We start from the raw sequence: 12,293 nt of genomic DNA, 5'->3' as shown, positions 1-12,293 counted from the left end.
TATGGCATTTTTAAAGAAAAATTATGGTTGGATGATTGTTGCTATTTTGGCAATACTTCCATTATTCATTTTAAGCAATATGTTTAAAATTGATATTACTAATGGCTTCCATTTATCATTGGTAGCTAACGGTGGTAAAGAAGGTTTGTCTACCCTAGAAATGTTATACCATATTACAGGTGAATTTGCTATTCGATGGATGACTGCTGTACTTACCTGTACTCCATTTTTCATACTATTCGGTGTCACCAATCTATTTGTTAGGCAAGCAATGGGTATTGCTACTGCAGTATGGAGTTTATTACACTTTATAATATTTATTTGGGCAGAAGGCTTTTTAGAGACGTTTACCCAAGTAAATTACGTAGCAGGTTTTATAGCTGTTTTAATTCTAATTCCATTGTTATTCACTTCTAATAGAAAATGGATGAAAAAGCTAAAAGCCACATGGAAAAAGCTTCAGAGTTGGGCATATGCCGCCATTGTACTTAGTCTTTTACATGTTGCCATATTAGAAAAAACTTGGATCATATATGCCGTAATTGTGGGGTTAGGTTTTATCATTAGAATACCCGTTATAAAAGATAAATTCATCAATAGAAGAAAAAACAAAGCTACTGTAGCTTAAGATAAATATTAAATCAAATGAAAATAGCAGTAACATCAGCCAGTGGAAAATTAGGTGCATCTATTGTAAAACACTTAATTAACTTAATAGGAAAAGAGAATGTAATAGGGATTGCTAGAACTGTAGAAAAGGCAACCTATTTAGGGGTAGAAATTAGAAAAGGAGATTATAATAGTCGTGAAGATTTTAATTCCGCTTTACAAGGCGTAGATGCCGTTCTTTTAGTTTCTGGAATGGACGAGCCTCAAAAAAGAATCCAACAACATAGAAATGTAATTGAAGCTGCAAAACAAAATGGCGTTAAAAAAATAGTATATACTAGCATAGTTGGTGATGAAGATAAGAATGCTTTTAGCCCTATAGTACAAAGCAATAGACAAACAGAAAAAGACGTCCAAGCATCTGGACTGCAATGGGTAATTGGTAGAAACGGAATCTATATTGAGCCAGATTTGGAGTATTTGGATACGTATATTAAAGAAGGCAGAATAGAGAACTGTGCCGGACAAGGAAAATGTACCTACACTAGTAGAGAAGAATTAGGATACGCCTACGCCAAATTATTAATAGAAGATAAGCACAATGGTCAAGTATACAACTTGGTTGGTGAACCTGTAACGCAAAGCGAGTTGGCAGAAAATATCAATAAGGTATATGGCACTAATCTTATCTACAATTCGGTAACGGTCGACAATTATGCTGCAGATAGAAAAGCTGCTTTAGGAGATTTCATGGGTACCGTTATTGCGGGTATATATGAAGGGATAAAAGCTGGAGCAAACGATTTGCCGTCCGACTATGAAAAAGCAACGGGCAGGGCTCCTAAATCTCTTTTCGAGATGATTTCTGAGTTTAAGGCTATTGAAAAAGAATAACAATATAAAGACTTGCTTTTCGGTGTAATCAAAATCAAAAAATGTTCTTTTGTTTTCAATCAATATGTTCATTTCAGGGTTATATTTATCTTCAAATTAAATTTCATATTTAAAAGCAATAATGAGAATAGCTGTCTTTAGTACAAAATCTTACGATCAAGAGTATTTTGAAAAATACAATAAAGAGTACAACTACTCTTTTTCATATTACGAAACGGCTTTAAATCCTGATACTGCTAAACTATCTGCAGACTGTGATGTGGTTTGTGTATTTGTAAATGATATAGTAGATGAGAATACAATTAAAATTCTTTCTAAAAATGGAATTAAATTAATTGCATTACGCTGTGCCGGCTATAATAATGTAGACTTAGATGCTGCCGCAAAGGAAAATATAAAAGTGGTAAGAGTACCTGCATATTCTCCAGAAGCAGTTGCCGAACATGCTTTGGCTTTAATTTTAACTTTAAATAGAAAAACACACAAAGCTTATAATCGAGTAAGAGAAGGTAATTTTTCGCTTAAAAATCTCATAGGTTTCAATTTAAGCAATAAAACTATTGGAGTCATTGGAACTGGTAAAATTGGGGAAACCTTCTGTAAGATTTTAAATGGATTCGGTTGTAAGATTATCGCATATGATATTGCAGAGAATGAAAATGTAACAGCACTTGGTGTGGAATATATGTCATTGGAAAAGGTTTTTGAACAATCAGATGTGCTATCGCTTCATTGCCCACTAAACAAGCATACCAAACATCTGGTAAATAAAACTTCAATAGAAACCATGAAAGACGGAGTTATGATTATTAATACCAGTCGCGGGGCATTGATTAAAACGGAAGATGCCATAGAAGGTCTTAAGAATAAGAAAATTGGATATTTAGGTATTGATGTGTATGAACAGGAAGAAAACCTGTTTTTTGAAGATTTGTCCGAAATCATTATAGAAGATGATATGATTTTAAGACTGTTAAGCTTCCCAAATGTTTTGATTACCTCTCATCAGGCATATTTTACTAAAGAAGCTATGGATCAAATTACCATTACCACGTTAGAGAATATTACCGCTTTTGACCAGAGTAAAGCATTAAAAAATGAGGTGAAACAATAATTAATTTATAATGGAAATTCACTTACACTAGGAGGAGAATATAGGATATGCCAAGAATAAGTAAGGATTAAGGCTCCTTAATTTCTTCTTATGATGACTACGGAGTACAAGAATAACAATTAACAGTAGTTTTTATAAATACTGTTTTACATCAAATTATAAGCAAATCATCGAGATATTAAATTCTTGATTATTTATTCATTACTTAAAGTAAACGAAATGGGTTTAGTTGAAACCATAATAAAGAAAGTACTTGAAAAAGGAATTATCCTTACAAAAACAAAAATATCAGATTCAGTCTATAAAATACGCATTCAGAGTGATGGCATTGCTGATTATGATTTTGTGCCTGGGCATTTTTTAAGGGTAGGCGTAGGAATCGATCAAGATGAAATTTCTTTAAAAGACAAAGTAAGAAGTTATAGCGTGTGGGATATTAATAAAGAAAATAGTACCATAGATATTGCCATCGCAACTCATAGTAATGGTATAGGGGCTAAATGGGTAGAAACTTGTAATCCCAATGACACGGTATATTTTAAGTGGAAAAAAGGGAAATTTCTTGCTGATGACTCCGCTGATAGTTATTTAATGATCGGCGATCTATCGGCACTTTCACATCTATATATTATTAATCGAAATCTATCGGATAATAAACAAATAGAGAGCATTATCTACAGTGAGAATATGGATGATTTTTTTCCAGATGTAAATGGTGCTAATCCGTTTGATTTTAATGTGATGAGTGAAAATCCATCCGTAGAGATCATCCAAAAATTGAATAGTATAATTCCCGAAATGAAAGGCGAGACAATCGTATACATTGCCGGTGATAGTAGGGTTTGTGTTACATTAACCAATTATTTCAGAAAGGAGTTGAATTGGAGTGCAAAACAAATAAAAACAAAACCATTCTGGAATCCCGATAAAAAGGGGTTGGAATAATTGTTAACTTACGGTGAATATTTGCCGTATACATGAAAGTAAAAGTCTGCCTAATTCAAGATAGTCCCGTTTTTTTTGACAAGGAAAAAACTATTCAAAAAATAGAAAGTCTTGTAAAAACCCATGCAAGGCAAGGTTGTGAATTAATTGTATTCCCAGAATCCTTTATTCCTGGGTATCCAAGAGGGTTCTCTTTTGGTGCTGTTGTTGGTAGCAGAACAGAAGAAGGTAGAAAAATCTATACCGAATATCACAAAAATAGTCTCGATTTAGAAGGTGAAGAACTCCAAAGATTAGTAAAACTTGCGAAGACGGAGAAAGTGTATTTAGTTGTTGGTATCACAGAAAAACAATCTAATAATGGCAGTTTATTCTGCTCAATGCTTTACATATCCCCTACTGACGGCTTTATGGGTGTTCACCGAAAAATAAAACCTACAGGCAGTGAGCGTATCATTTGGAGTGAAGACGATGGTAAGTCCCTAGTGAGTTTCGATACTAAAATTGGTAAGCTGGGCGGACTCATTTGCTGGGAGAATTATATGCCGTTGGCTAGAATGTCCATGTACCAAAAAGGTGTGGAAATCTATATTGCTCCTACTGCGGACTCAAGAGAAGAATGGACATCTATCATGAAACATATTGCTTTAGAAGGCAGGTGTTTTGTTTTAGGTTGCAATCAGTATTATACCAAATCTATGTATCCAGAGAAATATCAGCATTTGGTAGAAAATGAACCGGAAAATCTTTGTCGTGGCGGCAGTGTTATTGTTTCTCCATTGGGTAAAGTTATTGCAGGACCATTGTTTGATGAAGCAGGAGCTTTAATAGCAGAAATAGATTTAGATGAAATAGTACATGCAAAGTTAGATTTTGATGTCATTGGTCATTATTCTCGTAACGATATTTTTGAGTTTAAAGCCAACAATCAGCCAGATATAAAAATTGAAAAGAAAACTTTATAATCACATTGATAACTACATAAAATGAAAGCTTTTACTAAAAGAACCTATGGCGGACCGAAAGTACTTCAACTAGAAGAAGTTGAGATGCCTACAGTAAAAGACCATAGTATTTTGGTGAAGGTTATGGCGAACTCCGCTAATCCTGCTGATTGGCATATTCTTCGTGGGAAACCTTTTTTTGCTCGGTTATCTTTCGGCTTGTTCAAACCTAAGGAACCTATATTGGGGTCAGATTTTGCAGGTATAATCAAGGAAATAGGTAACGGTGTAAAAGACTTTAAAGTTGGGGATCACGTGTTTGGAGAAATGTTGGGCGGTGGTGCTTTTGCAGAATATGCTTGTGTACCAACAGAGGTATGTGCCAAAATACCTGAACATATAGATTTCCCTATTATGGCTAGTATTCCCGTTGCCGGACTAACAGCGTACCAAGCACTAATTACACATGGAAGAATAAAGGCAGGAGAATCGGTTTTAATCAATGGAGCTTCTGGTGGTGTAGGTCATTTTGCAGTGCAATTGGCAAAAGCATATGGAGCAAAAGTTACAGCAGTTTGTTCCTTAAGAAATACAGACTTTGTAAAATCGCTGGGAGCAGATAAAATCATTGCATATGATAAAACCAATATCCATCAGCATAAAGATAATTACGACTTGGTAATTGACACCCACGGTAACCTCACGCATTCAGATTACAAAAGAATGGGTAAAAGAGGTGTAATGGTCGGTTTTACTACTATGAAACATATGTTTTCTGTTTTAATGAGTAATGCAATTAGCAAATTTCCGTTGACTCAATTTACCGCACAAGCCAATTCAGACGACCTAAATATCTTGGCTTCCTTAGTACAAGAAGGTAAAATTAAAGTCCATTTAGAAAACACATATCCGTATACTAAAATTCCTGAAGCTATCACTTTTATTGAGCAAATGCGCACAAGAGGAAAAGTAGCTATGGTTTGGGAAATTAAATAGAATTAAACTAAACCAAAAACGACTTCAACACGCATAATGTACGACTTCCAAAAAAAGTAAATTAATTAGTTGTGTTCCATTTAAGTCAATTTCATTTTACAATAACTTATTTTATATATCGTTTAATGTGAGCTTACATTAAACCTAATACTATAATAATGAGTAAAATACTATTGTCCTGTTTATTTTTAATTGCCTTTAATATTCAAGCCCAAAAGTTACCTGAAGATGCTTTAGATAGTAATACCGTTTTCATTTTTCATCCTCAAGCCTCTATTGATAATAGCGAGGAAACCTTAGAACGGTTTAAAGAAAATATAATTGAGAAAGGATTTAATCTGGTTGGAAATTATTTACATACTAATAGTCAAATATCCTTGAAGGAAATTGAATTTGATATCCGAAATAAAGATGTAAAATATATTTTTCTGTTAACATATCATCATTTCAAAGGACCGGATTACGACTTATTCTATTTTGAAAATGATTCAAATAAAAACCCAGACATTTTAAATCCTAAAAAAGAGATTTTAAATTTAAAACCAGGATTCATTAATTCTTCATCGGATTATAGAGGTACGATTATAAAAAAATTAGAGAAAGAAGTAGTAAAATTAAAGTCTAATTATGAAGGTATAGATTCCAAAACTTATGATACTGAACTGGTGAATAAACTAAGTTTAACTCAAGAAGAGTCAAGCTATCTTCTTGAATTAAATAATATAAATACAATTATTGACGGAATCTCATTTAAAGAAGAGAATCATAGAATACCAGACGATTTAGAAACTAGTAAACTTGCCGTTGTAGGTGCAATCAAAGAGGAATACCATGCTCCTAAAATTTTGAATTTATATCTAAAATCCGCTATTAAAAAATATCCCTTTGAGTATACATATTTTAAGAACTACGATAGTTATAAAGCTGCTGGTGGAGATGAGAAATATGATTACAAACTCCAAATGACAAAAGGCAGTGCTTCTTTTATGAGTTCATCTAAATCTAAATTTACAGGAACAGAAACTTATAGAAAAAATATGGGTAATGACAATGTTAGCCCCTCGTTTAGTTCTGGAGGGTCTAATTATGAAAAGGATTTATTTACAATTGTTCTTAGAAAAAATAATACTAATGATAGATTTATAGTTTCAGAAAAAGATTTTGTGGGTAGAGCTATTAAAAATTTCATTAGTCAATTGAAGTAATCTATTTCTTCACAGTTGTTTACATGGAGTGAATTCTAATAATATATCAACTTTAATAAATTATATTATAAATATTTAATATTCGCTAATTTATTTAAACTATTCATAACTTATCCCCCTATATAATAAGAAAAATGAATAAAAATACAATCACATTAGTAGCTTCTCTTTTAGTGTTAGGTCTGTCATTTAATAGCTGTAAGAACACTAATAAAAAAGTAGATTCTGCAACTGAGAACGGTTCTGTTGAAGAACAAATGGATAAAACGGTTTATGCCAGCGATGTCATTCCCTTTTTTGATAATTGGAAGTTGATATTGGGTGATGGTACCAACGCAGGAATTGCCAATAATTTTGAGAACAAAGACTTCTTTTATACTGTAAATGAAGGTGGTGAGAATTGGGTGGTTTTTAAAGCTCCGAATGGAGGTGATACCCACGGTACATCTAATAATACGAGGACAGAATTAGCCCAGACTAAAAAATGGTTCCCAAAAACAGCAGATGATAAATTTACCGCTACTTTAAAAGTTATGAATGTATCTGCTACGGGCGATGCTCGCGTTGCAGCGACACATGCCGTTGTGGTTGGTCAAATTCATAGTGCAGATGCCTTTGAGAATGAGCCATTGAAAATATTCTACAAAAAATATCCAGGGCAGACAAAAGGTTCTGTGTTTTGGCATTACGAAATTAATACGGCTGGCGAGGATAATGCCAAAAGATGGGATTACTCTAGTGCTGTTTGGGGTAATGATTTTTCGGTTGTCGGTACTGGTGAAAACACTTATCCGGCGGAGCCTGAAGACGGTATTGCTTTAGGTGAAGAATTCAGCTATGAAGTTGTTGTAAAAGACGGAATCATGAGCTTGAAGTTTATGAGTGACGGACATGAGACCAAAACGTTTACAAAAAACTTATTGGAATCTGAATATGCTACGAAAGCTAGTATTCCAGAGCAAACCAGAAAATTATTTTTCCCTATTGGTCAAGATGGTGTAGAACGTAAAGAAGCGTACACTGGCGAAGGTTGTTTTTTTAAGCTGGGAGCTTACAACCAAACAAATGGTAAATCTCCAGAAATAAATAAAAACTGGTGCTCAGGTGCAGAAACCCATGGTGGAGATATTCAAAAACAATATGCAGATGGTAACTATGCAGAAGTTTGGTTTAAAACCGCGAGCATATCGGTTAGTGATGCAGCCGTATCTAACGAAGGCTATTTCACGAAAAATGATTAATTCAGTCACAAAACAGAAGCATTTTTTTACATGTTAACTATTTAAGGAGCTATAATTTCAAATTGTAGCTTCTCAATAGTACTTCTAAATTCGGTTCGGTTATTAGTTATAGTAAGTCCGCCAATTAGATAATATTCGTTGTTATAGGTAACTAATTGAGCATCTCTGCAACTTTCGTAAAAAGGGGTGTTCATAGTACCAAAGGTATCCGTAATTGTATTATAGTAATGAAAATTCAACGTTGAAGGGTCTCTTGTAATATTTCCATTAGCATCACCAGTGGGGACTCCTCCTAATCCAAAAATGATATAATCACCAAATTGGCAAGCAACACCTTCGTCTAAATAGTTTTCGGTTTCTAATACATTTATGGTTTCAAAAACCGTGTAATCTTCATTGAATTTAGATATTTCCATATCCTCCCAATCATTCAAATGAGCTACATATCGCGTGTCGTTTATTATAAATGCATTTTCAGATATGGGATACCAGCCGGCATTATTATCAAAAGTTGAGTGTTCCATTAATTCATTAGTTAAAAGATCATACTTGTAGATGATTTCCGCTCGGTTTATTTGGTCTAAGACATAAACAGCATTTTCAGCTTCTACGTAATACCCTTGTATAGAATATATTAAATCTGATAAAGGAAATGATTTAATGACCTCCCAATCATTTAATTCAAAATCAAATACAAAAAGTCCTTTCCTAATTAATCGATACCATTTTCCATCACGTATAAAATTTAAACCGATATCAAAAGTTGTCTTTGGAGTATCTGTATCTGTGGTTAATAGACTCCAAGTTTTTGATCCAATATCAAAAGCATAGGTCTCATCTTCAACTGTAGCATAAATTTTATCATCATATACAAAGCTCGTATTAAATTGAGATACAGGCATATCTGCAACAAACTCTGCATTTACAAAATCTAAGGTTTCTACAGGTGCAATCTCTTCAGGGATTGCTTCAACTGGAGCAGTTACAGTGGCATCATCACTAGATGAACACGCCATTGAGATTATCGCTAAAATGAAACAAACACTCTTTCCTATATTTTTCATACTAAATGCTATTCTAACTAGTCCGAATTTACGTGAACCATTCTGAAGAAGCTAACGGAATATCAATGGCTTTATTTTACTTGAATTTATTACACAACGTTAATAACTTATCACAATGGTAACAAGATATTGTTTTCTATTTTTTTGAAATTATCGAACTTAGTTGATTCAGTTTAAAATAAATCAACCAACATAAATTTAATTATTACAATGAGCAGTTTTGCCTCCGTATTAAACCAAATTAGAACCAAGAGCCCACTAGTTCATAATATTACCAATTACGTGGTAATGAACAACACAGCAAATGCATTGTTAGCCGTTGGCGCATCACCCGTAATGGCGCATGCTCTTGAAGAGGTTGAGGATATTGTAACCATTTCTTCCTCTCTTGTTATTAATATGGGAACGTTAAGCGAGAAATGGGTAAAAAGTATGCTCTTGGCTGCAGAGCAAGCAAAGAAAACTAATACGCCATTTGTATTTGATCCAGTTGGCGTAGGTGCATCTGCATATAGAACAGAAGTTGCCCAAATGATTATGAAAGCTGCCACGCCAAATGTAATTCGTGGTAATGCTTCTGAGATTATGGCATTGGCAAAATTGACCAATTCTACAAAAGGTGTAGATAGTACAATGGATACTCAAGATGCTATTGAAGGCGCTACACTTTTGGCTAAGAAATACAATAACACCGTTGTTGTTAGTGGTGAAACCGATTACATCATAACCGGAGATACCGTTAGTAAAATAGAAAATGGCAACCCTATGATGGCAAAAATTACAGGTATGGGCTGTACGGCAACCGCAATGGTAGGTGCATGTTTAGGTGTGGAAGAAAATGCGCATTTGGCAGCTACTGCGGCAATGGCAATTATGGGCGTAGCAGGAGATTTAGCAAATGAAAAATCTTCAGGCCCTGGTAGTTTTCAGATGAACTTTATTGATTGTTTATATGAAATTACTCCAGATGTTTTAGCAGCTAAAGTGAAAACAAATGCCTAAAGTAGACTACGCTTTAATGTATGTTACCGATGACAGCATAAAAGATGATAATAGCTTTTTCCATATTCTGGAAGCCAGCTTAAAAGGCGGAGCTACTATTATTCAGTTACGGGAGAAAACGTGCGATACACAGACTTTTTACCAGCGTGCAGTACGATGTAAAGAAATCTGTGAGAAATATAATGCTCCATTACTAATTAATGATCGATTGGATATTGCTTTGGCTATAGATGCAGACGGTGTACATATTGGTCAGACAGATATGCCTTATGCCGTTGCACGTAGATTATTAGGTAATAGTAAGATTATTGGACTATCGGTAAGTAATAAAGAACAAGCCGAGCAGCCTAATGCTCAGGCAGCAGATTATATTGGCATCTCCCCTATTTTTTCTACGAATACAAAAACAATCGATTTAGCAAAACCACTAGGTATTGCCGGATTGAAAGAAATACGCCAATTATATGCAAAACCAATTGTTTGTATTGGCGGAATTAACAAAAACAACACAAGAGATTTGATGGATCATGGAGCAGACGGAATCGCCATAGTATCGGCAATTTCTAAGGCAGATAATCCTGAAGAAGCATCAAGAGAACTTAAAAATATATTATGCAAGACTGGTACCAACTAGCAAGAGAAAAAACGGATCATATTCTGGAAGCCATCAAAGAACAACCCTTTATTACAGAGTTGATGAACGGTTCGCTCCCATCCGATGTTTTTCAGTTTTATATCAATCAAGATGCGATGTATCTGGCGGAATATAAAAAGGTATTGGCAACTGTGGGTATCAAATGCGAGCATGTAGACGATACCCAGTTTTTTCTAGATTCTGCTACAGGGATAATCAATGTTGAGAATGCCCTACATCAAATTTTTCTAAAAGATAATCAGTTAGCACATGAGCCCTCTCCTACTTGCGAACTGTATACAAGTTACTTAAGTCGTATCGTAACAAATCATTCGGTAGAAGAAGCATTGGCAGCTGTACTACCTTGTTTTACCATTTACAAAGAAATTGGAGATTATATATTAGAAAATCAGTCGAACAAAAATGATAATCGATATCAAGATTGGATTGATACTTACGGTGGCGAGGCGTTTGCTGCTTCGGTTAGCCAAGCTATAGCGATTACTAATACATACGCTGCAAATGCATCTGATGATGTATTGCAAAAGATGGAAGAAGCGTTCGTAAAAGCATCAAAATTAGAGTGGATGTTTTGGGATAGCGCCTATAATAAAGAAGCATGGAAGATATAAAAACACCTTACAACAGTGTCTTGTCTATTGCCGGTAGCGATTCTGGTGGTTGTGCAGGTATACAAGCAGATATTAAAAGTATTAGTGCCTGTGGTGCCTACGCGGCTACGGTAATTACAGCAACTACGGCACAGAATACAAAAGGCGTTACCGATATTCACGCCATACCCATTTCACATATCGAAAAACAATTAGATGCCGTACTTAGCGATATTCAATTCGGAGCGGTTAAAATTGGCATGCTGCATTCTTGTGAAGTGATAAAAGTAGTTCAGGTTAAATTAGGTGAATATGGACTTAATAACATAGTTCTAGATCCTGTGATGGTCACCACATCCGGACATAAATTAATTACCGATGATGCCATTACTTGTTTAAAGAATTTATTACCAAAAGTAAGTTTGATCACTCCTAATATTCCAGAAGCAGAACTGTTGATTGACAAAGCTATCACTCAAGATAATATGCAAGTCATGGCAAAGAGCATCGGAGAACAGTTTCAAACTTCTGTATTGTTAAAAGGCGGACATATAAATGACTATACCATCATAATGACCGATGTATTTTATGATAATAACACAGGAAAAGTAAGCATTATAACAAACCCAAGAGTGCATACAGACAATACTCACGGTACGGGTTGTAGCCTTTCTTCAAGCATTGCCGCTTATTTAAGTTTAGGAGAACCTATGCTTAGTGCTATTACAAAAGGTTGCAACTATGTCAATAAGGCAATTGTAGCTGGCAAACATAAAACCTTAGGTCAAGGCAACGGACCTATTAATCATTTTGGGTTATAATTAAATGAAAAACCCTTGCCTAAAAATAGCATTGTACCTGTTTACGATTTCAATTGTAATCGCTATTGTTTTAGACGCACGTAAAGTCTTGAATTATAAAATAGGCTCTGGTTATTTTATAGTACTATTTGTATTCATAATGTTATTGAACGTTTTCTCTTCCTATTCATTTTCCAATTTCATTAAACAATTAATTGTTGAAAGAAAGATATC

At 34.4% G+C, this 12,293-nt stretch carries 13 protein-coding genes; 12 read left to right on the top strand and 1 reads right to left on the bottom strand.

Features of this window, described 5'->3' with window-relative positions:
* Position 1: 1 nt before the first annotated feature.
* The 8 genes from P178_RS0115085 (at position 2) to P178_RS0115050 (ending at position 7,948) form a co-directional block, all read left to right on the top strand.
* On the top strand, positions 2-628 hold the full coding sequence (locus tag P178_RS0115085; protein WP_027066995.1) for a ferric reductase-like transmembrane domain-containing protein: 627 nt from the start codon (positions 2-4) through the stop codon (positions 626-628).
* Between the two features lie 17 nt (positions 629-645).
* Positions 646-1,503 carry an SDR family oxidoreductase gene (locus P178_RS0115080; protein WP_027066994.1) on the top strand — a complete coding sequence of 286 codons (858 nt, stop codon included), beginning with the start codon at positions 646-648 and terminating at the stop codon, positions 1,501-1,503.
* A gap of 121 nt (positions 1,504-1,624) precedes the next feature.
* The gene (locus P178_RS0115075; protein ID WP_027066993.1) at positions 1,625-2,617 is read left to right on the top strand and encodes a 2-hydroxyacid dehydrogenase; all 993 of its coding nucleotides are present in this window, start codon (positions 1,625-1,627) and stop codon (positions 2,615-2,617) included.
* Between the two features lie 219 nt (positions 2,618-2,836).
* Positions 2,837-3,562, top strand: a complete 726-nt coding sequence (locus P178_RS0115070; RefSeq protein WP_027066992.1) for a siderophore-interacting protein — start codon at positions 2,837-2,839, stop codon at positions 3,560-3,562.
* A gap of 32 nt (positions 3,563-3,594) precedes the next feature.
* Positions 3,595-4,527 (top strand): carbon-nitrogen hydrolase family protein, encoded by a 933-nt coding sequence (locus P178_RS0115065; RefSeq protein ID WP_027066991.1) that lies wholly within the window; start codon positions 3,595-3,597, stop codon positions 4,525-4,527.
* Positions 4,528-4,548: 21 nt separating this feature from the next.
* A complete protein-coding gene (locus P178_RS0115060) occupies positions 4,549-5,502 on the top strand; it encodes an NAD(P)-dependent alcohol dehydrogenase (protein WP_027066990.1) in 954 nt (317 codons plus the stop codon).
* Positions 5,503-5,660: 158 nt separating this feature from the next.
* Complete coding sequence (locus tag P178_RS0115055) at positions 5,661-6,707, top strand: hypothetical protein (RefSeq protein ID WP_027066989.1); 1,047 nt, start codon at positions 5,661-5,663, stop codon at positions 6,705-6,707.
* Positions 6,708-6,841: 134 nt separating this feature from the next.
* A complete protein-coding gene (locus P178_RS0115050) occupies positions 6,842-7,948 on the top strand; it encodes a polysaccharide lyase family 7 protein (protein WP_027066988.1) in 1,107 nt (368 codons plus the stop codon).
* 41 nt (positions 7,949-7,989) lie between these two features.
* Here the strand turns inward: P178_RS0115050 and P178_RS0115045 are convergent, their stop codons facing one another.
* Positions 7,990-9,012, bottom strand: coding sequence for a hypothetical protein (locus tag P178_RS0115045; RefSeq protein ID WP_155941657.1), 1,023 nt, complete (start codon positions 9,010-9,012; stop codon positions 7,990-7,992).
* A gap of 210 nt (positions 9,013-9,222) precedes the next feature.
* On the opposite strand from P178_RS0115045, the gene thiM reads away from it, so the two are divergent.
* The 4 genes from thiM to thiD are packed head-to-tail and all read left to right on the top strand — an operon-like array spanning position 9,223 to position 12,080.
* On the top strand, positions 9,223-10,014 hold the full coding sequence (gene thiM / locus P178_RS0115040; RefSeq protein ID WP_027066986.1) for a hydroxyethylthiazole kinase: 792 nt from the start codon (positions 9,223-9,225) through the stop codon (positions 10,012-10,014).
* Entirely contained in the window at positions 10,007-10,648 is a 642-nt protein-coding gene (gene thiE / locus P178_RS0115035; protein WP_027066985.1) for a thiamine phosphate synthase, read from the top strand. Before thiM ends, thiE begins: the two co-directional genes overlap by 8 nt.
* Complete coding sequence (gene tenA, locus P178_RS0115030) at positions 10,627-11,280, top strand: thiaminase II (protein ID WP_027066984.1); 654 nt, start codon at positions 10,627-10,629, stop codon at positions 11,278-11,280. Before thiE ends, tenA begins: the two co-directional genes overlap by 22 nt.
* Complete coding sequence (gene thiD / locus P178_RS0115025; RefSeq protein ID WP_027066983.1) at positions 11,268-12,080, top strand: bifunctional hydroxymethylpyrimidine kinase/phosphomethylpyrimidine kinase; 813 nt, start codon at positions 11,268-11,270, stop codon at positions 12,078-12,080. The genes tenA and thiD overlap by 13 nt, the downstream gene beginning before the upstream one ends.
* Positions 12,081-12,293 lie beyond the last annotated feature (213 nt).

This window comes from Maribacter sp. Hel_I_7, from assembly GCF_000688315.1.
GTDB classification, from domain to species: Bacteria; Bacteroidota; Bacteroidia; order Flavobacteriales; family Flavobacteriaceae; genus Maribacter; species Maribacter stanieri.
Note: the sequence above shows the minus strand (reverse complement) of the source record. Positions and strands in the feature narration are given on the sequence as shown.

Bases quoted from the DNA above. Each gene is read 5' to 3' on its own strand.
- P178_RS0115085 (WP_027066995.1), top strand. From the start codon at position 2: ATGGCATTTTTAAAGAAAAATTATGGTTGGATGATTGTTGCTATTTTG.
- P178_RS0115080 (WP_027066994.1), top strand. From the start codon at position 646: ATGAAAATAGCAGTAACATCAGCCAGTGGAAAATTAGGTGCATCTATT.
- P178_RS0115075 (WP_027066993.1), top strand. From the start codon at position 1,625: ATGAGAATAGCTGTCTTTAGTACAAAATCTTACGATCAAGAGTATTTT.
- P178_RS0115070 (WP_027066992.1), top strand. From the start codon at position 2,837: ATGGGTTTAGTTGAAACCATAATAAAGAAAGTACTTGAAAAAGGAATT.
- P178_RS0115065 (WP_027066991.1), top strand. From the start codon at position 3,595: ATGAAAGTAAAAGTCTGCCTAATTCAAGATAGTCCCGTTTTTTTTGAC.
- P178_RS0115060 (WP_027066990.1), top strand. From the start codon at position 4,549: ATGAAAGCTTTTACTAAAAGAACCTATGGCGGACCGAAAGTACTTCAA.
- P178_RS0115055 (WP_027066989.1), top strand. From the start codon at position 5,661: ATGAGTAAAATACTATTGTCCTGTTTATTTTTAATTGCCTTTAATATT.
- P178_RS0115050 (WP_027066988.1), top strand. From the start codon at position 6,842: ATGAATAAAAATACAATCACATTAGTAGCTTCTCTTTTAGTGTTAGGT.
- P178_RS0115045 (WP_155941657.1), bottom strand. From the start codon at position 9,012: ATGAAAAATATAGGAAAGAGTGTTTGTTTCATTTTAGCGATAATCTCA.
- thiM (WP_027066986.1), top strand. From the start codon at position 9,223: ATGAGCAGTTTTGCCTCCGTATTAAACCAAATTAGAACCAAGAGCCCA.
- thiE (WP_027066985.1), top strand. From the start codon at position 10,007: ATGCCTAAAGTAGACTACGCTTTAATGTATGTTACCGATGACAGCATA.
- tenA (WP_027066984.1), top strand. From the start codon at position 10,627: ATGCAAGACTGGTACCAACTAGCAAGAGAAAAAACGGATCATATTCTG.
- thiD (WP_027066983.1), top strand. From the start codon at position 11,268: ATGGAAGATATAAAAACACCTTACAACAGTGTCTTGTCTATTGCCGGT.